Here is a 20943-nt window from a genome sequence, read left to right as displayed (position 1 = left end):
GAGGCTCCCTTACTTCACGCCGAGGTCGGCCACGTCCACCGTCCACACCGGGTGGTACTCGAGGCCGGTCACCGACGCCGCCGTCACGATGTTCTGGCTGGGCTGGATCAGCGGGATGAACGGGCCGGAGGCGTTCAGCTTGGTCTGCACGTCCACGTAGGCGGCCTTGCGGGCATCGTCGCCGATCGCCGTGGCGGCCTTGTCACCGGCGGCCTCGATCTCCTTGGCCGCCCCCGCCTTCCAGCCGGCCCGCAGGCCCACCGTCTTGCCCGGCAGGAACGCCAGGTAGTCGCTCGGGTCCGGGTAGTCCGGGCCCCAGTACCACAGGCCCATCTCCTCCTTGCCGTTGCGGTAGTTGTCCAGGGCCGTGGTGACCGGCGCGGGCTGCAGGTCGACCGTGATGCCGACCTCCTTGAGGTTGGCCTGGATGCGCTCGGCCAGCGGCTGGAAGGACAGGCCGTTGACGGTCAGCTCGCTCGGGTACTCCAGCTTGACGGTCGGGTTCGACACGCCGCTGGCGGCCAGCGCCGCCTTGGCGCCCTCGACGTCCCGCTTGGCCGCCTGGTCGGCGGGCAGCGCGCCGAGCAGCTGCGACGGGATGACGCCCGGCGCCTGCGCCGAGCCCTCGCCGGCCAGCTCCAGCAGCCCCGCGTAGTCGACGCCCTTGCGGACCGCCTCCACGAACTTGGCGTTCGGGGTGGTCTTGCTGATCCCGGAGTCCTGGTTGGCCAGCAGGAAGATGACGTTCGCCGAGGCGGTCTTCTTGACCTGCAGGGTCGCGGGCATGCCGGTGACCTGGTCGCCCGACAGGTTGAGGGCGATCTGGCTGTCGCCGCGCTGGACGTTCAGTTTCTGCGTGGCGCCCTCGACGTTGCGGATGACGACCTTGTCGTAGGCGGGCTTGGTGCCGTAGTACTTGGGGTTCGCCTTGAGCGTGACCTGGCTGCTCACGTTGAACGACTCGATCTGGTACGGGCCGGAGCCGGCGGAGGCCGAGTTCAGGTACTGCTCGGCCTTGTCCTGGGCGTCCGTGGTGGCGCCGTGCTCCTTGGCGACCTTGCTGTTGAGGATGCCGAGGGCCGGGTTGGGCAGGATGTACGGCAGCGCCGGGTTGGCCGCCTTCGACGTCAGCGTGATCGTCGAGTCGTCGGTCTTGGCCACCTCGACGCCGTCCAGCAGGAACGACGGGGTGCCCTTCATGTCCCGCACGCGCGTCAGCGAGAACACCACGTCGTCCGCCGTCACCGGCGACCCGTCCGCGAACGTGGCGCCCTTCTTCAGCTTGAGCGTCAGCGTCTTGCCGTCCTTGCTCAGCTCGTACGACTCCGCGAGCGAGGGCACCGGCTTGGTCACGTCAGCGCCGTCGAACGTCAGCAGCGTCTCGTAGACGGCCTTGCCGACGATCAGCCCCGTCGGCTCGTACGTGCGGCCCGGGTCGGCCGTCTTGAGGTCGAAGGACGTGTCGATGACGAGGGTCTTGCCCCCACCGCCGGACGCGGCGGGCGTCTGGGAGCCGCCGCCGCTGCCGCAGGCGGCCAGGGCGAGTGCACCGGCGAGCAGCACAGCCGCCGTCTGCGAGCGGGTCGCCATGATGGGTCCTCCAAGATTTGGACGTTCGGCAGGAAGATGTCGAGGATTGTCCGGCAGAACGTCCAGGCACTGTGCGGTCGGTAAGACGTATATAAAGGTCGATGAGGTAATGATGAGTGAAATTTCCAGAAATGGTGTCGGCGGCGGCGGTCAGCCTGGACGGATCGGCATCGGTCTCGAGCTTGACGACATCCACATGAAGATCCTCGAGGTCCTGCGCGAGAACGGCAGGATCTCGGTGGCCGCGCTGGCCGAGCGGGTGGGCATCTCCCGCGCGAACGCCTACACGCGCTTCGAGGCGCTGCGCGCCGACGGCGCGATCAAGCGCTTCACCGCCGAGATCGACCACGTGCGGGCCGGGCTCGGCATCACCGCCCTGATCTTCGTGACCGTACGCCAGCAGATGTGGAAGCAGTTCCGGGCCGAGCTGGCCCGGATGCCGGAGGTGGAGTACTGCGCGATCACCACCGGGCAGCACGACGCCATGATCCAGGTACGCGTGTCCGACGTGGCCGCCGTGCACACCATGGTGACCGACCGGCTGGCCAACATCCCGGCGGTCAAGGCGACCGAGACCGTGTTCATCCTGGACGAGGTGCTCAAGCGGCCGTACGTGCTGCCCAGCGACCGCGACCGTGATCGCGACCGGGCCCGCCCGGCGCGGCGGTCCGCCCAGGAGGGGGCGCAGGGCGGCGTGCCGCTCGGCAAGATGCGCTTCGTCGGCGCCGCCGAGGGCCGCGCCGCCCTCCGCAAGGACGACTGAGTGATCAGCCGACCTCCCTGCACACGCTCACGTGAACCGTGTCGTCCCCGTCGAAGCTGAACTCCTCCACCAGGCGCAGCAGCCCGTCGTCCCCCTTCTCGATGCGGCTGCTGCTCTGGCCGCCCGCCTTGCCGCCGGCCTTCAGCGCGTGCGCGTACGAGATCGCCACCTGGGCGCCCTCACGCATGCCCACGAAACGCCCGTGGGTCACGGTGTCGCCGGAGTAGCTGCCCCACACCACCCCGTCAGCCTCCTGGTACAGGAACTCCGTCGGGCTGTCCGGGTCGACTGCGCTCGCGGTCGAGCTCACCATCACGAATTTGCGGCCGTTGAGATTCACGCCCGCCATCGTGGCCCACATTCCCGAAATATCAGCATCCGTCTGGACGGATCGTGAGGAGACCGGTCAATGATCGCCAATCCGTCCAGTCAGGATCGCCACCCGTCGAAGGCGGCCGGTGATCCTCACAGGGGTTCGGCGGACGGTGGATAAACGACGGGAAACTGGAAAGGTGCGCAGGTGAGGGCCTCTTTACGAGGCCGCTGCCTGCGTAAGAAGAGGAGACGGCATGTCTTCTTCTGCCATGCACCGTGCCGTACAGGTCGCCGAGCCCGGCGGGGATATGTCGCTGGTTCGGGTGGCCACCCAGGAGCCGGGCCCGGGCCAGGTACGGGTCACCGTCGAGGCGTGCGGGGTGTGCCACTCCGACGCGCTGATCAGCGCCGGACACATCCCGGGCACCACCTTCCCCGTCACGCCGGGGCACGAGATCGCGGGACGCATCGACACGATCGGCGGCGACGTCGCCGGCTGGTCCGTCGGTGATCGGGTGGCGATCGGCTGGTACGGAGGCAGCTGCGGCCACTGCGACGCCTGCAGGGAGGGCGACGGCATCCTCTGCCCCGAGCTTCAGGTGCCGGGCGTCGCGTACGCCGGAGGGTTCGCCGACTCCGTCGTGGTGCCGGCCGTCGCCCTGGCCGCGGTCCCGGACGAGCTCACGGCGGTGGAGGCCGCGCCCCTGGCCTGCGCCGGCGTGACCGTGTACAACGCGCTGCGGCGCAGCTCCGCGCGTTCCGGCGACACCGTCGCGATCCTCGGTCTGGGCGGCCTGGGGCACCTGGGCGTTCAGTTCGCTTCGAAGATGGGCTTCGACACCATCGCGATGGCCCGCGGCCCCGAGAAGGCGTCGCTGGCTCACAAGCTCGGCGCGGCTCGCTACATCGACACCGCCACCGAGAACATGGCCGATGCGCTGCAGGCCCAGGGGGGAGCCAAGGCGGTGCTGGCGACGGTGACCAACGCCGCGGCGATGTCCCAGGCGATCAACGGGCTGGGACGCCGCGGCGAGCTCATCATCGTCGGCGTCGACATGGAGCGGCTGGACGTCACGCCCCTGCAACTCGTGAACGGGGCCAGGCGGGTGCACGGGCACGCGTCCGGCATCGCGGTCGACACCCAGGACACCATGAGGTTCGCCGCCCAGAACGGCATCCGGGCGTGGATCGAGGAGGCCCCGTTGGAGGAGGCCGGTGCGGCGTTCCAGAAGATGATCTCCGGCCGGGCCCGCTTCCGCATGGTCCTGACCACCGGCAACTAAAAGATCTGCCCAGGCTTGAGCAGCAGGCCCGCTTTGTCACAGGTGCCGGTGCTTTCTATGCTCGGCGTGTGCTGGGGAGAGACAACGAGAGCGAACTCCTCGAGTCGTTCCTGCGGCACGCCGCCGACGGACGCGGTGGCGGAGTGATACTCCACGGTGAGCCCGGGATCGGGAAGACCGCGCTGCTGTCCCACGCCTTGGAGCAGGCCGCCGGGTTCCGGGTGCTTCGCGCGGTGGGCGTCGAGCCGGAGGCCGATCTCGCGTACGCGACGCTGCACCAGCTCCTGCTCCCCGTGCTCGGACGGGCCCACGAGCTGCCGGACCCGCAGGCGCAGGCCCTGCGCGTCCTGTTCGGGAGCGCGCACGGCGCGCCGCCGGATCCCTTCCTGGTGGGTCTGTCGACCCTGTCGCTGCTGTCTCTGGCGGCCGGGGAGAAGCCGGTGCTGTGCGTCGTCGACGACGCGCACTGGGCCGACCGGCCGACGCTGAAGACTCTGGCGTTCGTCGCCCGGCGGCTGGACGACGAGCCCATCGCAGTGGTGCTGGCCGCGCGCGCCGACGAGGGCCACAGCACCGACCTGCCCGACCTGCGCCGCGTCCAGCTTGCGGGCCTCGGACCCGACGCGGCCAGGGCGCTGCTCGCCGAGCGCGCAGGCGGGCGGCGCCTCAGCGAGGGCGAGCAGGACCGGCTGCTGGCCGTCACCGGGGGGAATCCCCTGGCCCTGCTCGAACTCGCCGGAAGGAGGATCCCGCCGGAGGGGACGCAGGAGCCGCCGGCCATGACCGAGCGGCTACAGCGGTCGTTCCTGGCCAGGATCCGAACGCGGCACGTCGAATCCTTGCCGCTGCTCCAGCTGATCGCCGCCGACGGCTCGGGCAGCGTCGCGACCATCGAGAAGGCGGCCACCTCCATGGGGATCGCCACCGGCCTGCTGCACCGAGCCGAGCTCGACGAGCTGCTGGCCTACGACGGTACGCGGTTGGTGTTCCGGCATCCGCTGATCCGATCCGCGATCTACCACAGCGCCACCAGCAGCCGGCGCGTCGCGATCCACCGCGCCTTCGCCGCGGCCTTCGACTCCCCGGCCGACCAGCACCGCCATGCCTGGCACCTCGGGCAGGCCGTCGTCGGGCACGACGAGTACGCCGCCGACCAGCTCGAGCACTCGGCCGAACAGGCGGCCCAGCGCGGGGGCCCGGCCGCGGCCATGGCCTCGCTGTCGCGGGCGGCCGAGCTCACGGTCGACGGCCCTCGCAGAGGACGGCGGCTGTGGAACGCCGCGCACGCCGCCGCCCAGGGCGGGTTCACCGCTGCGGCCGTCGAGCTGCTCGATCGGGCCGAGCGCGAGCCCTCCCTGGACGAGACGGACCGGATCTCCGTGGCCGTCATGCGAGCCGTCGTGGCCGAGTTCGCCGGCTCGCCCAACGACGCGATGGACCTGATCAGGCCCTGGATCCCACGCGTGCTGCGGATCGACCGGCGCCGCTTCACCCCGACCGTCGCGATGTACGGCAACCTCGGCGTCCGCGCCAACCGGCCGCAGGCCTGGTCCGACCTCGCCGACTGGCTCGATGAGATCGAGCCGGCGTCGGACAACCCGGAGGACGCGGTACTGCTGCTCCTTCGGGACGCCGCTCGGGCACGAACAGGCCGCGATCCGGGACCGACCGTACGCGACCGCGCGGCGGTCGAGTCGCTCACCGATCCGATCACGATGACGCTGGCCGGGGCGATCACCCGCGCACTCGGCGATCATGAGCTGAGCGGGCGCCTGTACCGCAACGCCGGGCAACTGGCGCGCAACAGCGGCGCGCTCGGCGCGCTCGCGTGGAACCTCGAGTACCAGGCCGCCGATGAGATCTCGCGCGGCCGGCTGGGGCTCGCGGAGGCCCACGCCGAGGAGGGCGGCCAGTTCGCCGCCGAGGTCGGCCAGCCGAACACGGCATGCCGCAACCGAGGGTTGCTCGCGCTGTGCGCGGCCATCCGGGGCCGGGCGGACGCCGGCGAGCTGGCCTCCGAGGTGCTGGCCGAGGCGTCCGGCCGCGACCTGGCCGACGCCGTGTTCTACGCCAGGCGGGCGCTCGGGCTCATCGAGCTGGTCGCGGGCAGGTATCGCGAAGCCGTATGGCACTTCGACGCGGTCGGCGGCCGGGACGCCGACACACCCCCGGACCTCGCCATGGGAATCGTCCCCGACCTCGTCGAGGCCCTGGTTCGCGCCGGCGAGCGGGATCGGGCCGCCGCAGCCACGGCCCGCTACGCACGGTGGACCGAACGCATCGCCTCGCCGGGCCTGGGCGCACTCGCGGCCCGCTGCCGGGCGCTGGTCCGCACCGACGGCGGCGCCGACGTCCATTACGCCGAAAGCCTGCGGCTGCACGCCATGTCCGACGCTCCGCTGGAGCAGGCCCGGACGCAGCTGCTGTTCGGCGAGCAGCTGCGGCGTGACCGGCGGCGCTCCGAGGCCCAGGAACACCTGCGCGCCGCGGCGGAGACCTTCCGCCGCATCGGCGCGCTCACCTGGGCCGACCGCGCGCTGGGCGAGCTGCGCGCCACCGGGGAGTCGGCCCGGACCCGCACGCCTGAGGCGGACACGTTGAACACGCTCACCCCGCAGGAGCTGCGCATCACGCTGGCCGTTGGAGAGGGGCTGACCAACCGGGAGATCGCCGCGCAACTGTTCCTCAGCCCACGCACCGTGGACTACCACCTGCGCAAGGTCTTCCAGAAGGCCGGCATCACCTCGCGGGCCGAGCTCATGCGGCTGGTCCTCGCCGAGCGGCCCGCCTGAGACCGGCGATTTCACTGATTCGGCGGCCGCCCGGGCCTTTCTAACGTGGGGGACGTCAATCCCCTTGACGATGTCGGCCGGCGGGCACACGAGTGCCCACGCCTGGGAGCCCATCGTCAACCCTGAAGTTCAGAGGAACGCTTTCATGTCATCCGCGGATATCGACGACGGCCGGCGCGCCGGTCTCAAGCAGTGGCTGGGGCTGGTGGTGCTGGTCCTGCCCGCCATGTTGCTGTTCATGATGCTCACCATCCTGTTCCTGGCCATTCCCCAGCTGGCCGCGGAGCTCCGGCCGACCAGCACCCAGACGTTGTGGATCATCGACATCTACGGCTTCCTGATGGCGGGGCTGCTGGTCACCATGGGAACGCTGGGGGACAGGATCGGTCATCGCCGGTTGCTGATCGCCGGCGCGGTCGTCTTCGCCCTGGTCTCGCTGGCTGCCGCGAACACCTCCGACCCCGCTCTGCTGATCCTGTGGCGAGCCGTCCTGGGAGTCGCGGCCGCCACCCAGATGCCCGCCACCCTGGGCCTGATCTTCGCCACGTTCGCCGACGCGCGCCGGCGGGGCGTCGCCGTCGGCATGTGGTCGGGCGGCATCTCGGTGGGCACCGGTCTCGGTCCCGTGCTCGGCGGGGCGCTGCTGGACACGTTCTCCTGGCGTGCGGCCTTCCTGGTGGCCGTGCCGGTCATGGTGGTGGTGGCGATCGGTGCCCTCGTGCTGCTGCCCGACAACCGCAACCCGGCGGCGGGCCGGGTCGATCTGTTCAGCGTGGCGTTGTCGCTGGCGACGCTGCTGCCCATCGTCTACGGCGTCAAAGAGCTGGGCAAGGACGGCACGCTCGCGACGGCGCTGGTCAGCGTCGTGGCCGGGTCGGCGTTCGGCGTGTGGTTCGTGCTGCGCCAGCTGAAGCTGCCGGAGCCGCTGCTGGACGTGCGGCTGTTCGCCCACCGCGCGGTCAGCGGCGCGCTTGGCGTCTTCCTGCTGGCCGCGATCGCGCTCGGCGGCGTGTACCTGTTGGTCACGCAGTACCTGCAGCTGGTGGAGGGGCTCTCCCCGCTGCGGGCGGGGCTGTGGGTGCTGCCGGGGGCGGCCCTGCTGGTGCTGGTCTCGACGGTCTCCCCGATCCTGGTACGGCGGGTCCGCCCGGGGTACCTCATCGCGGCCGGGCTGGCCGTCCAGGTGATCGGCTACCTGATGCTCACCCAGGTCGACGCCGTCGGCGGGCTGCCGCTGCTGGTCGCGGGCTTCATGGTGCTCTATCCGGCAGTCGCGCCGTCCATGGCGCTGACCACCAACCTCGTCGTGGGCTCGGTGCCGCCGCAGAAGGCGGGCGCGGCCTCCGGGCTCGCCACGACCTGCAGCGACCTGGGCATCTCGCTCGGCATCGCCGTCATCGGCAGCATCGGCGCAGCCGTCTACCGTACCCGGGTCAATGGGGAACTGCCCGGCGGCCTGCCACCAGAGGCCGTCGCGGCCGGCAGCGACAGCCTCGGCGGCGCGGTCTCTGCGGCACAGGGGTTGCCGGGCGAGCTCGCCGCGCAGGTCCTCGCCCCCGCTCGAGAGGCGTTCGCCGCCGGACTCAACGTGGCGGCCGTCATCGCGGCGGTCATCGCGGGCGGCGCGGCGGTTCTCGCGCTCCTCCGGCTGCGCCACATCCCGCCCACCGGCTGAGAAGGGAACTCACCATGGTGTCGATCCGTCGTGCGACGGCCGGTGACGCGGCGACCGTTCTCGGCTTGATGCGGGAGCTCGCCGAGCACCAGAATCAGGGGGCTGCGATCACCGTGCGCGTCGATCGCATGGAAGAGCTGCTCAGGCGCCCCGAGATCGCCTATCTGATCGCGGAGCGGGATGGGCGGGCGATCGGCTACGTGTCCTGGCTCGAGAGGGTAAGCCTGTGGTCGGGCGGCGATTACCTCGCGCTGGACGACCTCTACGTGCGCGCCGGAGAGCGCGGCCACGGGGTCGGGGAACTGCTGATGCGGGCGATCTCCGCTGCCTCGGACGGCAAGGTGATCCGCTGGGAGGTCGCCGAGGCCAACGTGGCGGCACAGCGGTTCTACCGGCGCATCGGGGCAGAGCTGGTCTCCAAGAAGATCTGCCGATGGCAGGCGGTGGAGTCCGGCGCCGCCGGGGAGCCATGACGGGTCCGCGGGTACGGCTCAGTGGGGGACCACTCCGCCCGCCAGGACCCGGCGGTAGGCGGTCACGCGGTCCTCGACGCTGTCCAGGCAGCAGCTGGAGCACTTCACCGCCTCGTCGGAGGTGTAGTAGAGGCAGCAGGTGTTGCGCAGGTAGAACAGTCCTTCGCGGTCGCCCTCGCGAAGTCTGATCACTTCGCCGAGCTTTTCCAGGCCGCCGATGGAGGCGGCGAGGAACTCCTCGTTGGCCCGTTGCAGCAGATCGACGTCGCCGCCGCGGCGGCTGGCGATGCAGAATGCCGCTGCGCACCCGTGCGCCACTCCGCCGTAGAGCTGACGTAGGCCCGCACGGGTGCGCGTACGCATGGCGTGCGCGAGCGGGAGAAGATGCTCGTCGAGCACCCAGGAGACAAGCGTGTCGACGGGCGCCTCCACGGTGCTCGGCTCGCGTAGCCCGACCGCCTCGAACCCGTGGTGCTCGGAAAGCCGGATGGCGACGTTGTGCGGTCGCATGTCCACGACCACCCTGTCGAGGGCCCATGCCAGCAGCGCGGACGCGGTCACGGTGCCCGCGTACACGGCCATGACGGTCAGCGCGGTGGCGTGATCCGACTTCTGGCCGCTGGCCACGCGCTCGGCTTCCAGCACGCGGGAGAGCTCCTCCGATGAGGGGTCGAGCAGCCGGTCGCATGCGATCCAGCCGTCGTGCGGCGTCAGGCCGCGTTCAAGCCGGAAGCGTTCGCCGAACGACTCCAGCCGCGAAAAGACGTCCATCACAGCAGGACCGCACTACGTATCACCATAGTAGATGATGGTACCCATAACGGGTATACGGTAGGAAGCGCTGCTCAGCGCTCGATGAGTGCGGAGATCACGCGCCGCATGCGCTCACGCAGGTCCGGGGCGCGCGGACCGCGGGTCAGAAGAAGCTGGTGTGCCGCGCCGACCATGGCGAGGGCCAGCGAAGCGGTGTCGGCGTCGGGAGGGACGCGGCCCAGCCGCTGTTCGGCCTCCAGGTAGGCGGTGAACATTCGTTCGCTGGCGTCCAGTTCGAGTGTGCCCTCGCCGAGCGCCTCGCCCAGGCGGGGCACGATGGACGGCCGGGCCAGCGCGAGTCCGGCCAGCGCCAGGAGGTTTCCGGCGCACAGCGTCTCGATGCCCGCCATCAGGTTGTCCGCCACGGTCGCGGTGCCGGCCCGGTCGGGCAGACCGTGCAGGCTCCGTGTCGCGGTCTGAGCTCGGTCGACGAACAGCGCGGCCAGGAAGCTGTCCAGATCGCCGAAGTGGTTGTGGAGCAGCCCGGTGGCGACCCCGGCTTCGCGGGTGATCGCTCTGCCGGTCAGCCCGGAGGGGCCCTCGCGCAGCAGGACTTGCTCGGCGGCGTCGAAGAGTTGCTGCCGGACTTCGGGGATGGTGACGCCACGCGGTGACATGACTCCGAACTCTACCCGCCTTGCCAGAATGAACACTCGCTCATACTGTATGAGCGAGTGTTCATTCTGAGGGAGAGGTATGGAGACGCGAGAGTTCTTATGGACGCGCGGGCATGTGTTCGCCCTGGTCGCGCTCTGCTTGGCCCAGGTGTTGGACGCGGTCGACACCACGGTGGTGAACGTGGCGCTGCCCGCCATCGAGGACGACTTGGCGTTCGCGGCGGCCGACCTGTCCTGGGTGGTGAACGCCTACCTGGTGCCCTTCGGCGGGTTCCTGCTGCTCGGCGGCCGGCTGGGTGACCTGCTCGGGCACCGGCGGATCCTGATGGGCGGCATCGCGCTGTTCACCGGGGCGTCGCTGGTGGCCGGGCTGGCGCAGAACGGCGGAGTGCTGATCGGGGCACGCGCCGCGCAAGGGCTGGCGGCGGCCCTGGTCGCGCCGATGACGCTGGCCCTGATCGCCCTGATCTTTCCCGAGGGGCGGGCGCGCAGCAGGGCATTCGCGGTGTGGGCGACGGCGACCGCGGTGAGCAGCACCCTCGGCCTGGTCGCGGGCGGGCTGTTGGTGGACGGCCCGGGCTGGCGGTGGATCTTCTTCATCAACGTACCGGTCGGGGGGCTGTTGCTGCTGGCCGGGCGTTTCCTCCCCGCGCCGGGCGCCGTTCGCCGGAAAGGCGACTTCGATGTCGTGGGTGCGGTGACCGCCACCGCCGGGGTCGGGCTGGTCGCCTACGCGGTGCTGAGCACGCAGTGGTGGCTCCTGCTCGCCGGCGTGGCGCTGCTGGCCTGCTTCGCCTTCCACGAGAGCGCCGTGGCCCGGCGGCCACTCGTCGACTTCGCCCTGCTCCGCAACCGGTCCGTGTCAGGAGCCAACCTGATCCAAGCGGTGCGGGCCGGCGCGCTGTTCGGAGCCTTCTACCTGGCCACGCTGTTCATGCAGCAGGTGCTCGGGACCTCGGCGCTGATGACAGGGCTGGCGTACATGCCGCTGACCGTCATCATGATCGGCGCTTCCTGGGCCGCCCCGCCGCTCGTGCGCCGCTTTGGCATCCGGGCGGTGGTCACGGCCGGGATGCTGGTCGCCGCCGGGGGGTTGCTGTGGCTGGGTGCGATCTCGCCGACGGGCGGTCTGCTGGGGAACGTGGTCGTGCCGCTGGTGGTCGCAGGCTCCGGGTTCGGGATCGTGATCGTTCCGCTCACCGACGCCGCGCTGTCCGGCGTCGCGCCGTCCGACAGCGGTGTGGCCTCCGCGCTGCTCAACGTCAGCGCTCAGCTCGGCGGCGCGCTGGGCCTGGCGGTGCTCGCGACCACGGCTGCCACGCGTGCCGGTGAGCGGCCCGACGCGGCGGCGCTCACCGACGGGTACGGCCTGGCCTTCGTCATCTCCGCGGTCCTGATGGCGCTCTGCGCCGCGATCGCGATGGTGTTCTTTCAAAGGAGACAAGCATGACGGCAAAACGAGCGATCATCGTAGGCGCGGGCATCGCGGGCCTGGCCGCCGCGCTGCGGCTGCGCCGGATCGGCTGGGAACCTCTCGTCGTCGAACGCGCCCCGTCGCGCAGGGAAGGCGGCTACGCGGTCGTGTTCTCCGGCCTCGGGTACGCCGCCGCGGAACGTATGGGCGTACTGCCCGCGCTCCAAGAACGTCAGGTCGACGCCTTCGACCTCGCCTACCTCCGCGCTGACGGCCGCCCGCGCTTCAAGGTCCCGCACACCACCGTGCGGCGCCTGCTCGGCGACAGCGGCATGGCCCTGCTGCGCGGCGACATCGAGGACGTGCTCTACGAGGCGGTGGCCGATCAGGCCCACATCAGGTTCGGCACCACTGCCACGGCCGTGGCGCAGGACGACGAGGGAGTCGACGTCACGCTCAGCGACGGGTCCACGGAAAGGGCGGATCTGCTCGTGGGCGCTGACGGCCTCCATTCGACGGTACGAGAGCTCGTCTTCGGGCCCGAAGAACGCCACCGGCGCGACCTCGGCCACGTGGTGGCCGCGTTGACCCTGGACAAGCTGCCCGACGGAGCGCCGGAGCGGGCGTTCACCACGGTCACGGCGGTCGGCAGGACGTTCACGGTCGCCGACCTCGGGCGCGGCCGGGTCGCCGCGTTCTTCACCTACAGCACCGAGGACCCCGACGCCGAGCTGGCCAAGGGGCCGCGCCGCGCCCTTCGGCAGGCCTATCCCGGCCCGCATTGGGCCATCCCGCGGCTGCTCGCCGACCTGCGTGAGGAGGCCGTCTACTTCGACAGCGTCAGCCAGATCGTCATGGACCGGTGGAGCCAAGGTCGCGTCGTGCTGCTCGGTGACGCCGCCTGGTGCGTCACGCTCTTCGCCGGGTATGGCTCCTCCCTGGCCGTGGGCGGCGCCGACCTGCTGGGCACCGAACTCGAACGTCACCCTGCCGATCTTCCCGCCGCGCTGCGGGCCTGGGAGAACGTGCTGCGGCCGGAGGTGCTCGAACGGCAGCGCAAGGGGCGTGCCAACACAGGGGTGCACGCTCCCCGTAACCGGCTCGAGCTCGCCATACGGGACCTGCCCCTACGGCTGGCCACCGTGCCTCCGGTGACCCACCTGCTCAGCCGCCACCTCAGCTTCCACAACCAGTGATATACGACTCTTCATAGTTGATATGGATGCCCCCCTGACCTGCGTTTAAAGGTGCAATCGAGGCCGTCGTCGGCGAGTTATTGTTGGCATGCCGTAGTATCTGTCGCATGACGCGAGCGTGCCGGGCGGCCCAGCGCCTGCTGCTGCTTCCAGGCATCTGGATGATCCACTGCCACAACATCTATCACGCCGAGTCGGGGATGATGACGCTGCTCGGCTACCAGCAGCTTTGACAGAACAAGGCGATCATGAAGCAGAGGGCGCGGATGTTATCGTCCGTCGCATGATCGAACTGATCGCTCCCACGGCACGACTGCATTCCTCGTGGCTCACGGCGCGTGACGAGTGGCAGCCCGGTGCTCACCAGGACGGGGCCGGCCTGCGACTGGTTGCTGACGATGACCTCAGCAGTCCGGAAGGGTTCGCCTCATGGGTGGAGCGACTGCGCCGGCAGTCAGACCGGTCGCTGCCCGTCGGAGAAGGCCGCGTGCACGCCACCCACTGGTGGATCGTCGACGGCGGGACCTACCTCGGAGCCATCGACCTTCGACACTATCTGAACGCCTTTCTGCTGGAAGGCGGTGGACACATCGGCTACAGCATCCGGCCTTCCGCCAGGAGACGAGGGATGGCCACGTGGGCGCTGGGAGCGGTGCTCCGCAAGGCGCCGGCGCTCGGTCTGGACCGGGTCCTTCTCACCTGTGACGACGGCAACGCCGCTTCGGCGCGCACCATCGAAAGCAACGGCGGTGTCCTGGAAGACGTGCGCAGCACCGAAATCGGGGTCAAGCGCCGCTACTGGATTGCTCTCGATGGCGCTGATCACAGCCGTTCATAGAGGGCAGCGACGAGCACGTAGACCGCGACCGGCGTACGACTTCCGTGCCCCTCACCCCGGACAGGCTCATGTAGAGGCTTGGAGGAGGCGGGTCGTGTAGGCGTGGGACGGGGATCGGGCCAGGTGCTCGGCCGGGCCGTGCTCGACGACCCGGCCTGCCTGGAGGACCAGGATGCGGTCGCACGACTGGACGGCCTCGCCCAGGTCGTGGGTGACGAGCAAGACGGCGAGGCCGCGTTCGCCGGCCAGGGACCGCAGCGTGGTGGCGATCCCCGCGCGGGTGGAGACGTCCAGCATGGAAGTGGCCTCGTCCGCGATGAGCAGCGCGGGGCCGCCGGCGAGCGCTCGGGCGATGGAGACCCGCTGGCGCTGGCCGCCGGACAGCTGGCCGGGGAAGCGGGCGAGGAACTCGTGATCGTCAGGAAGCCCGGCAGCGGTCAGCGATTCCCGTACGCGGCCGAGCCGCTCGCCGCGAGGCACTCCGGCCACCGCCATCGGCTCGGCCACCAGCGCCGCTACCCGCATGCCAGGATGGAGCGAATCGTAGGGATCCTGGTGGACGAAGCCGATCCGCCGTCGCAGGCGGCGCAGCGCACGCCCGGCCGTCAGCTCCCGGCCTTCGAGCGTCACGCGACCGGCGGTCGGCTTGATGAGACCGAGCAGAATCCGGGCGAGCGTGCTCTTGCCCGATCCGCTCTCGCCCACGAGGCCGACGATCTCGCCCGCGCTGATCTCGAGGTCGACGTCGCGCAGCGCGTCCACGACACGTGAGCGGGCGCGGTACGTGTGCCGGATGCCTGACGCGCTGACCACGGTGCTTCCCGGCGGGCTGTCGGTGCGGGGCACGTTCGGGTAGGAAGGGCGGTCCGGCTCGTCGTGACGGTGGCAGGCGACCTGCGCCTCTCCGTGCGCGACCAGGGACGGCGTCTCCTCGCGGCAGCGGTCGACGGCGAGCGGGCAGCGGGCCGCGAACGCGCAGCCGGGCAGGACGTGCCCGAGGGCGGGCGCGGAGCCGGGGATGCTGCCCCAGGCGACCGCGCGGTCGGCGACCGGGGTCGCGGTGAGCAGCCCCGCCGTGTAGGGGTGGGCGGAAGCCGGGGACAGCGCGCGAGCCGGGCGGACTTCGGCGAGGCGGCCCGCATACATGACGGCGACGCGGTCGGCGTACGGCAGCAGCCCGGCCAGGTCGTGCGAGACGATCAGCATGCTGGTGCGGAGCTCGGCCAGGAGGGCGAGGACCTGCCGCTGGGTGATGGCGTCCAGCCCGGTGGTGGGTTCGTCCGCGACCAGCAGGTCCGGCTCGCCGGCCAGGGCGAGCGCGATGGCCACCCGCTGGCGTTGCCCGCCGGACAGCTCGTGCGGATATGACCTGAGCATCGCCCGCTGGAGCCCGACGCGGTCGAGCAGGTCGGCGGGCTGGGCCGTGCCGCCGTGCAGGGTGAGCATCTCGGCGAGCTGGGCACCGATGCGGTGCACGGGGCTGAGCCCGCTCATCGCGCCCTGTGGCACGGTGGCGACGCGGGTGCCGCGCACACCTGTCCAGTCGGTCCGTCCGACCAGTTCGTGCTCGCCCAGCAGCGCGGACCCGCCGGCCTGTGAGGTGGAGGGGAGCAGGCCGAGCAGGGTGCGGGCCAGCGAGGTCTTGCCGCAGCCGCTCTCGCCGACCAGCGCCAGGATCTCGCCGTCGGCTATGTCGAGGTTGACGTGCGAGACCGCGGCCAGGCCGCCGTACCGGACGGTCAGGTCGCGTACTTTCAAGGTCATCGGGCAGCCTCCCGCAGGGCAGGGTTGAGCCGTTCCTCCACCGCGACGCCGATCAGGGCGAGGCAGAGCACTGTGAGCGTGATGGCGGCGCCGGGCGGCAGCGCCCACCACAGCCAGGCGTCGGACAGGAAGACGCCGTTGGTCTGCACCCAGTAGAGCGTGGTGCCCCAGCTCGGCGAGGTCGGGTCGCCGAGGCCGAGGAAGGACAGCGTGGCGTCGTAGATGATGGCGACCTTCGCGGTGCGGACGAAGACCGGGATGAGCAGCGGCCCGATGAGGTACGTGCCGTGGCGGGCCAGCAACCACCAGGCCGGTGCGCCCATGGCCCGCGACACCTCCAGATGGCCGCGGGACCAGGCGGTGAGCACGCCGGCTCGGAGCACGCGGGCGGGGACCGGCCACAGGATGAGCGCCAGGATCGCCGCCCGTACGCCGAAGGACTGGCCGAGGAACGCGGCCGCCAGGATGTAGAGGATCAGCTCGGGCAGGATCAGCAGGACGTCCGCGCCGCGCATGAGCGAGACCGACAGCCAGCGGGGGCCGATCCCGGCGGCGCCGCCGATGATCGCGGCCAGCAGCGTGGTGCAGACGGCGACGATGAACGCCAGGCTCAGGGACGTGCCGGCGCCCACGATGAGCTGGTCGAGCAGGTCTCGGCCGAGATCGTCGGAACCCAGCGGCAAGCCTGCCCGTGGCGGCGCGTACGGCTCGGCCACCCGCTCGCGCCCCGCGCCATCGGGCAGGACGACGCCATACACCGCGATGGCGACGATCGCGACGAGGACGCCTGCACCGATCACTCCTTGTGCGCCGAGCAGGTTCCGGCGCGGCGCCTTGAGGAACATCATCTCCGGCCTCCGGTTCTGGCGCGGGGATCCAGCAGCGGATACGTCGCGTCGGCCAGCGCGTTCATGAGCACCACCATGACGGTGAGCACCAGGAACGCCCCCTGCATGAGCGGGTAGTCGCGGGCCGTGATCGCGTCGAAGGTGAGCCGCCCGAGCCCGGGATAGGCGAAGACGGTCTCGACCACGATCGCCCCGGCGGCCAGGAAGCCGATCTCCAGCATGAGGATCGTGTGCACGGGCAGCAGCGCCGTGCGCAGGGCGTGCCTGCGCACGAGCCTGCCGTACGGCACTCCGCGGGCGTGGGCGTGCTGGACCGGCTCGCTGGTCAGCACGGTGAGCAGGGACGAGCGGGTGTAGAGGAACAGGTATCCCATGCCGGTGGCGGTCAGCGTCGTCACCGGCAGGACCAGGTGCTGCAGGACCCCGCCGGGCGTCACCCCGTCCGGCCCGGACGCGCCGTAGGTGGGCAGCACCTGGAGCTTCACCCCGAACAGGACGATCAGCAGCATGCCAAGCCAGAACTGCGGGACCGAGTCGGCGATCACCGCCGCGCCGAGCAGCCCGGAGCCCTTGCCCCGGCGGCGGCGCAGGGCGCCCGCGACGCCCAGCGTCACCCCCAGGACGGCGGTGACCGCGGTGCTGGTGCCCACCAGGAGCAGCGTCCACGGCAGCGCGTCCGCCAGCGCCTGGATGACGGGGCGGCCGTCCGACAGCGAGGTGCCGAGGTCCAGGGTGAACACGCCGGTCAGGTAGTCGAGGAACTGCTGGGGGAGCGGCCGGCCGAAGCCGTACTGCGTGGCGATCTGCGCGCGTTCGTCGGCGGTCAGCCTGGCCAGCGCCTCCGGGCTGCCGAACAGCTTGAGCGGGCCGCCCGGGAGCGCCCGGGGGAGCGCGAAGTTGAGCGTGAGCGCGACCAGCAGCACGGAGAGGTATTCGGCGAGCCTGCCGGCGATGTAGCGGGGGTAGCCGCGGCGGACGGCTTGGACGGCCGTCATCCGAGCCGGTAGTCGACGAGGGAGAACTTGTGCAGCGCGCCGGCGCCGTTCTGCCAGGTCCAGCTGCTGTAGACGTCCTTGCGGAAGGCGTAGGCGCCGTTGCGGTAGTACAGGGTGAGGAACGGCAGCTGCTCCGCTATCTGGGCCTGGAGCTTCTTGGCGGCCTCCGTTCTGGCCTCCATGGTGGGTGCGGCGGTCATGGTGGCGATCGTCTCGTCGACGGCCGGGCTCTTGAAGCCGACGACGTTGAGGCTGCCGTCGTCCGGGTCGGAGGCCAGGAGCTGGGCGATGGTGCCGCTGCTGAGCATGACGGGAGCGGACCACCCCCACATGGACATGTCGTAGTTGCGGCCCTTGCGGACGTCGTAGTCGGGCCAGACCTTGGCGTCGAGGGAGTCGGAGTCGAGCGAGGTGACCTTCACCGCGACGCCCACGTTCTTGAGCATGTCGCGGATCAGCTCGGCGCTGCGCAGCCGGTCCGTGGAGGCGCTCTGCACCAGCAGCTCGTACGACATGGGCTTGCCGTCCAGCACCCGGATCGCGTCCGGTCCCGGCTTGGCGCCGAGAGCGTCGAGCTCCCGCCTGGCCGCCTCGGCGTCGAAGATCGGCAGGAGCCGGTCGCCCTTGATGGGCGACTCCGCGTGGATGAAGCCGGGGTTGCCCGGGGTGCCCTGGCCGAGCAGCGCCGTCTTGACCAGATCGCCTGTGTCGATGGCCTTGGCCAGAGCCCGTCTTACCTCGGGGCGGTCGAACGGCGGTCTGGTCGTGTTGAAGGCCAGCAGCGTGGAGGCGAACTCGGTGCCCTTGACCACGCCGATGCCCGGCTGCCTTTCCAACGTCGCGAGCTGCTGCGGGGGCACGATGCGTGCCGACATGTGCACCTCTCCGGTGCGCAGGGCGGCGAACTGGGTGGACTCCTCCGGGATCACGGCCACCTTGATCGAATCCACTTTGGGCTTGCCCAGGGCATAGGCGGGGTTGGCGGTGAGGGTGTAGCCGCGGGCGTTGTCGTACCGGGTCAGCTTGTACGGCCCGCTGCCGACGGCTTTGTCCACCTCCGCCGTGCTCACCTTCCGCACCGACTCCCACAGGTGCTTGGGAAGGATCGCCATGTCGGCCAGGATCCGGCGCGGAAACTCGGGGTCGGGCGCCTTGAGCGTCATGGTCACGGTGTCGCCACTGGCGCTGACCTTCGCGATCGGGCGGACGTCGATCGACGAGTCGCCCTCCATGTTCTTGCGGTAGAAGTCGACGCTGAACACCACGTCGTCGGAGGTGAGCGGCTTGCCGTCGTGCCAGGTGACGCCCGGCCGGAGCGGCAGGGTGAACGTCTTGTTGTCGGAGGTCCTGATCTCTTTTGCCAGGAGCGGCGCGACGCCGTCGCCCCGCACGATCACCAGCGTGTCGAACAGGAGCTTCACCAGGTTGTTGCCCGGGTAGCCGGTCTGGTTGGTGAACGGCGTGAGCGTGCCCTCGTCGGAGGAGATGGCGATGGTGATGCTCTTCGCCTGCTGGCTGCCGGGGGCGGTGGGTGTCGTGCCGGTGCTGGATCCGCATGCGGTGAGGAGCGCGAGGGAGAGCAGTGCGGCCGTGGTTCGGTGGTACAACAAAACCTCCGGGGGGTATATGAGGTGCAGATGACCCCATCGGGGAGGGCGTGCGTTGCACGTGACTCTATAGGTCGGCTACGTAGATGCAAGAGCCCATTGTGTAAACACCGTAATTCGCATTGAGCTGCGATGACGTGTCCGTCCGGGGAGAGCTCCTGGGTGGAGTGAGCACACGACCTACTATGCCCACTAATAGTTGTGCCGGCCGTCGGCCCTGATCGCTCACCTGCGTGTCGCCGGTGGCATGCGCCTCCGGCGCGAGGTCGGAAATTTCCCGGCTTGGAATACGGTAGGGGGGTATGGTACGTTGCAGGAGTCGGAAAGGGGGAGACATGGTCGGATACAGCGACAACAAGCAGGACCAGCTGCGCCGGCTGCGCCGGATCGAGGGTCAGGTGCGGGGGCTGCAGCGGATGGTCGAGGACGACAAGTACTGCATCGACATCCTCACGCAGGTGTCGGCGGCGACCAGTGCCCTGCAGTCGGTCGCGATCTCCCTGCTGGAGGATCATCTGGCCCACTGTGTCGCCGATGCCGCCGCCCAGGGCGGGCCGGAGGCTCAGGCGAAGGTCAAAGAGGCTTCCGACGCGATCGCGCGGCTCGTGCGTTCTTGATGGACATCACTGGAGAGGGTTGATCGTTATGGCTACCGCTATCTACACCGTCAAGGGCATGACCTGCGGCCACTGTGTGAGTTCGGTGAAGGAGGAGGTCGGTGGGGTGTCCGGGGTCACCTCGGTGGAGGTGGACCTGGCCAGTGGCCTGCTGACCGTGAACAGCGACGGCCCGGTGGACGCGGCGCAGATCGTTGCGGCCGTGGAGGAAGCGGGCTATGAGGTGGCGAGTCCGGTATGAACGCGGCAACCAGGCTGGGTGCTTACGTCGTGGGGTTGGCCGTTGTCTTCGGTGGCGCCCTGGGGGTGGGGAGCGCGGTGGGGGAGGTCGGCCCCGCCCCGGCTCCGGCTTCGGAACACGGGACGACCCATTCGACTCCCGCCGCCGCCGACAGTCATGGCGGTCATGCGGAGCCCACCGCAACGGCGCAGGACGATACCCCTGGGGGGCTTCAGGTGTCGCAGAGTGGCTACACCCTGACCCCGTTGACCACCGTCAAGGCCGGTGAGCCGACGGATTTCCGTTTCACGGTGACGGGTCCTGACGGCAGGCCGGTGACCGATTATCAGGTCGAGCATGACAAGAAGCTGCATTTCATCGTGGTGTCGCGGGATCTGGCGAGCTTCCAGCATGTGCATCCGGAGATGGCCGCTGATGGTGTGTGGTCGGTGAAGCTGACGCTGGATGATCCGGGCGCTTATCGGGCTTTCGCCGATTTCGTTCCTGCCGGGGGGAGTGGTCTGACGTTGGGTGCGGATCTGCTGGTGGCGGGGGATTACGCGCCGCGGGCGCTGACGGAGGTCAGTCGTACGGCGACGGTGGACGGCTACACGGTGTCCCTGCAGGGAGACCTGGTGCCGGGGCAGGCGAGCAAGCTGACGCTGAGCGTGAGCAAGGACGGCAAGCCGGTGACCGACCTGCAGCCGTATCTGGGAGCGTACGGGCATCTGGTGGCGTTGCGGGCCGGTGACCTGGCCTACCTGCACGTGCACCCGGAGGACAGCGTCAAGGCCGGGCCGGAGATCACCTTCTACGCCGAGGTGCCCAGCGGTGGTGATTACCGGCTGTTTTTGGACTTCCAGCATGACGGCAAGGTCCGTACCGCGGACTTCACCGCTCAGGCCGGTGCCGGACAGCCCAAGCCCACGGCGGAGCCGAGCGCGAGCCCTTCTCACAGCAATCACGCGCATTGATCGCAGGACACGAGGAAAGGAGAGGCGATGTCTTCCCTGACTGAAGGCAGGGCTGTCGAGCTGTCGATCGGTGGCATGACCTGCGCGTCCTGCGCGAACCGGATCGAGCGCAAGCTGAACAAGCTCGAGGGTGTGAGCGCGACGGTGAA

Annotated in this window: 21 protein-coding genes; 13 read left to right on the top strand and 8 right to left on the bottom strand. The window is 70.1% G+C overall.

Going from position 1 to position 20943, the window contains the following annotated elements:
- Positions 1 to 9: 9 nt before the first annotated feature.
- The gene (locus ACIBI9_RS35250; protein ID WP_397228523.1) at positions 10 to 1590 is read right to left on the bottom strand and encodes an ABC transporter substrate-binding protein; all 1581 of its coding nucleotides are present in this window, start codon (positions 1588 to 1590) and stop codon (positions 10 to 12) included.
- A gap of 109 nt (positions 1591 to 1699) precedes the next feature.
- On the opposite strand from ACIBI9_RS35250, the gene ACIBI9_RS35245 reads away from it, so the two are divergent.
- Positions 1700 to 2353 (top strand): Lrp/AsnC family transcriptional regulator, encoded by a 654-nt coding sequence (locus ACIBI9_RS35245; protein ID WP_397228521.1) that lies wholly within the window; start codon positions 1700 to 1702, stop codon positions 2351 to 2353.
- 4 nt (positions 2354 to 2357) lie between these two features.
- Here ACIBI9_RS35245 and ACIBI9_RS35240 read toward each other — a convergent pair whose 3' ends face one another.
- Positions 2358 to 2693, bottom strand: coding sequence for a hypothetical protein (locus tag ACIBI9_RS35240; protein WP_397228519.1), 336 nt, complete (start codon positions 2691 to 2693; stop codon positions 2358 to 2360).
- Positions 2694 to 2922: 229 nt separating this feature from the next.
- Here ACIBI9_RS35240 and ACIBI9_RS35235 point away from each other — a divergent pair, with 229 nt between their 5' ends.
- The 4 genes from ACIBI9_RS35235 to ACIBI9_RS35220 all read left to right on the top strand — a co-directional run bounded on the left by ACIBI9_RS35235 (position 2923) and on the right by ACIBI9_RS35220 (position 8891).
- Entirely contained in the window at positions 2923 to 3951 is a 1029-nt protein-coding gene (locus ACIBI9_RS35235; protein ID WP_397228517.1) for an alcohol dehydrogenase catalytic domain-containing protein, read from the top strand.
- A 68-nt stretch (positions 3952 to 4019) separates the two neighbouring features.
- Positions 4020 to 6743: an AAA family ATPase gene (locus ACIBI9_RS35230; RefSeq protein WP_397228515.1), complete on the top strand. Its 2724-nt coding sequence runs from the start codon at positions 4020 to 4022 to the stop codon at positions 6741 to 6743.
- A gap of 145 nt (positions 6744 to 6888) precedes the next feature.
- On the top strand, positions 6889 to 8418 hold the full coding sequence (locus tag ACIBI9_RS35225; protein ID WP_397228513.1) for an MFS transporter: 1530 nt from the start codon (positions 6889 to 6891) through the stop codon (positions 8416 to 8418).
- A gap of 14 nt (positions 8419 to 8432) precedes the next feature.
- Positions 8433 to 8891, top strand: a complete 459-nt coding sequence (locus ACIBI9_RS35220; protein ID WP_397228511.1) for a GNAT family N-acetyltransferase — start codon at positions 8433 to 8435, stop codon at positions 8889 to 8891.
- Positions 8892 to 8909: 18 nt separating this feature from the next.
- Here the strand turns inward: ACIBI9_RS35220 and ACIBI9_RS35215 are convergent, their stop codons facing one another.
- Together ACIBI9_RS35215 and ACIBI9_RS35210 are read right to left on the bottom strand one after the other, a co-directional pair.
- The gene (locus ACIBI9_RS35215) at positions 8910 to 9662 is read right to left on the bottom strand and encodes a (2Fe-2S)-binding protein (protein WP_397228509.1); all 753 of its coding nucleotides are present in this window, start codon (positions 9660 to 9662) and stop codon (positions 8910 to 8912) included.
- 74 nt (positions 9663 to 9736) lie between these two features.
- On the bottom strand, positions 9737 to 10321 hold the full coding sequence (locus ACIBI9_RS35210; RefSeq protein ID WP_397228507.1) for a TetR/AcrR family transcriptional regulator: 585 nt from the start codon (positions 10319 to 10321) through the stop codon (positions 9737 to 9739).
- Between the two features lie 79 nt (positions 10322 to 10400).
- Here ACIBI9_RS35210 and ACIBI9_RS35205 point away from each other — a divergent pair, with 79 nt between their 5' ends.
- The 4 genes from ACIBI9_RS35205 to ACIBI9_RS35190 all read left to right on the top strand — a co-directional run bounded on the left by ACIBI9_RS35205 (position 10401) and on the right by ACIBI9_RS35190 (position 13769).
- Positions 10401 to 11771, top strand: a complete 1371-nt coding sequence (locus tag ACIBI9_RS35205) for an MFS transporter (protein ID WP_397228505.1) — start codon at positions 10401 to 10403, stop codon at positions 11769 to 11771.
- Positions 11768 to 12931, top strand: coding sequence for an FAD-dependent monooxygenase (locus ACIBI9_RS35200; RefSeq protein ID WP_397228503.1), 1164 nt, complete (start codon positions 11768 to 11770; stop codon positions 12929 to 12931). Before ACIBI9_RS35205 ends, ACIBI9_RS35200 begins: the two co-directional genes overlap by 4 nt.
- A 107-nt stretch (positions 12932 to 13038) precedes the next feature.
- Complete coding sequence (locus tag ACIBI9_RS35195; protein ID WP_397228501.1) at positions 13039 to 13164, top strand: multicopper oxidase domain-containing protein; 126 nt, start codon at positions 13039 to 13041, stop codon at positions 13162 to 13164.
- 50 nt (positions 13165 to 13214) lie between these two features.
- On the top strand, positions 13215 to 13769 hold the full coding sequence (locus tag ACIBI9_RS35190) for a GNAT family N-acetyltransferase (protein WP_397228499.1): 555 nt from the start codon (positions 13215 to 13217) through the stop codon (positions 13767 to 13769).
- Positions 13770 to 13835: 66 nt separating this feature from the next.
- Here the strand turns inward: ACIBI9_RS35190 and ACIBI9_RS35185 are convergent, their stop codons facing one another.
- Genes ACIBI9_RS35185 through ACIBI9_RS35170 form a run of 4 tightly spaced genes read right to left on the bottom strand, consistent with a single transcriptional unit; the run spans position 13836 to position 18983 of the window.
- A complete protein-coding gene (locus ACIBI9_RS35185; RefSeq protein WP_397228497.1) occupies positions 13836 to 15533 on the bottom strand; it encodes an ABC transporter ATP-binding protein in 1698 nt (565 codons plus the stop codon).
- Complete coding sequence (locus ACIBI9_RS35180; RefSeq protein WP_397228495.1) at positions 15530 to 16381, bottom strand: ABC transporter permease; 852 nt, start codon at positions 16379 to 16381, stop codon at positions 15530 to 15532. The genes ACIBI9_RS35185 and ACIBI9_RS35180 overlap by 4 nt, the downstream gene beginning before the upstream one ends.
- On the bottom strand, positions 16378 to 17376 hold the full coding sequence (locus tag ACIBI9_RS35175) for an ABC transporter permease (protein WP_397228493.1): 999 nt from the start codon (positions 17374 to 17376) through the stop codon (positions 16378 to 16380). Before ACIBI9_RS35175 ends, ACIBI9_RS35180 begins: the two co-directional genes overlap by 4 nt.
- Positions 17373 to 18983 (bottom strand): ABC transporter substrate-binding protein, encoded by a 1611-nt coding sequence (locus ACIBI9_RS35170; protein ID WP_397228491.1) that lies wholly within the window; start codon positions 18981 to 18983, stop codon positions 17373 to 17375. The genes ACIBI9_RS35175 and ACIBI9_RS35170 overlap by 4 nt, the downstream gene beginning before the upstream one ends.
- Positions 18984 to 19318: 335 nt before the next feature.
- Here ACIBI9_RS35170 and ACIBI9_RS35165 point away from each other — a divergent pair, with 335 nt between their 5' ends.
- From ACIBI9_RS35165 to ACIBI9_RS35150, 4 genes are all read left to right on the top strand, one after another.
- The gene (locus ACIBI9_RS35165) at positions 19319 to 19600 is read left to right on the top strand and encodes a metal-sensitive transcriptional regulator (protein WP_397220804.1); all 282 of its coding nucleotides are present in this window, start codon (positions 19319 to 19321) and stop codon (positions 19598 to 19600) included.
- Positions 19601 to 19628: 28 nt separating this feature from the next.
- Positions 19629 to 19841, top strand: a complete 213-nt coding sequence (locus tag ACIBI9_RS35160) for a heavy-metal-associated domain-containing protein (RefSeq protein ID WP_397228489.1) — start codon at positions 19629 to 19631, stop codon at positions 19839 to 19841.
- A 245-nt stretch (positions 19842 to 20086) separates the two neighbouring features.
- The gene (locus tag ACIBI9_RS35155) at positions 20087 to 20794 is read left to right on the top strand and encodes a hypothetical protein (RefSeq protein ID WP_397228487.1); all 708 of its coding nucleotides are present in this window, start codon (positions 20087 to 20089) and stop codon (positions 20792 to 20794) included.
- Between the two features lie 27 nt (positions 20795 to 20821).
- Positions 20822 to 20943: heavy metal-associated domain-containing protein (locus ACIBI9_RS35150; protein WP_355196141.1), on the top strand; the 122-nt coding region annotated here is incomplete at its 3' end.

Source organism: Nonomuraea sp. NPDC050451 (assembly GCF_044458585.1).
Note: the sequence above shows the minus strand (reverse complement) of the source record. Positions and strands in the feature narration are given on the sequence as shown.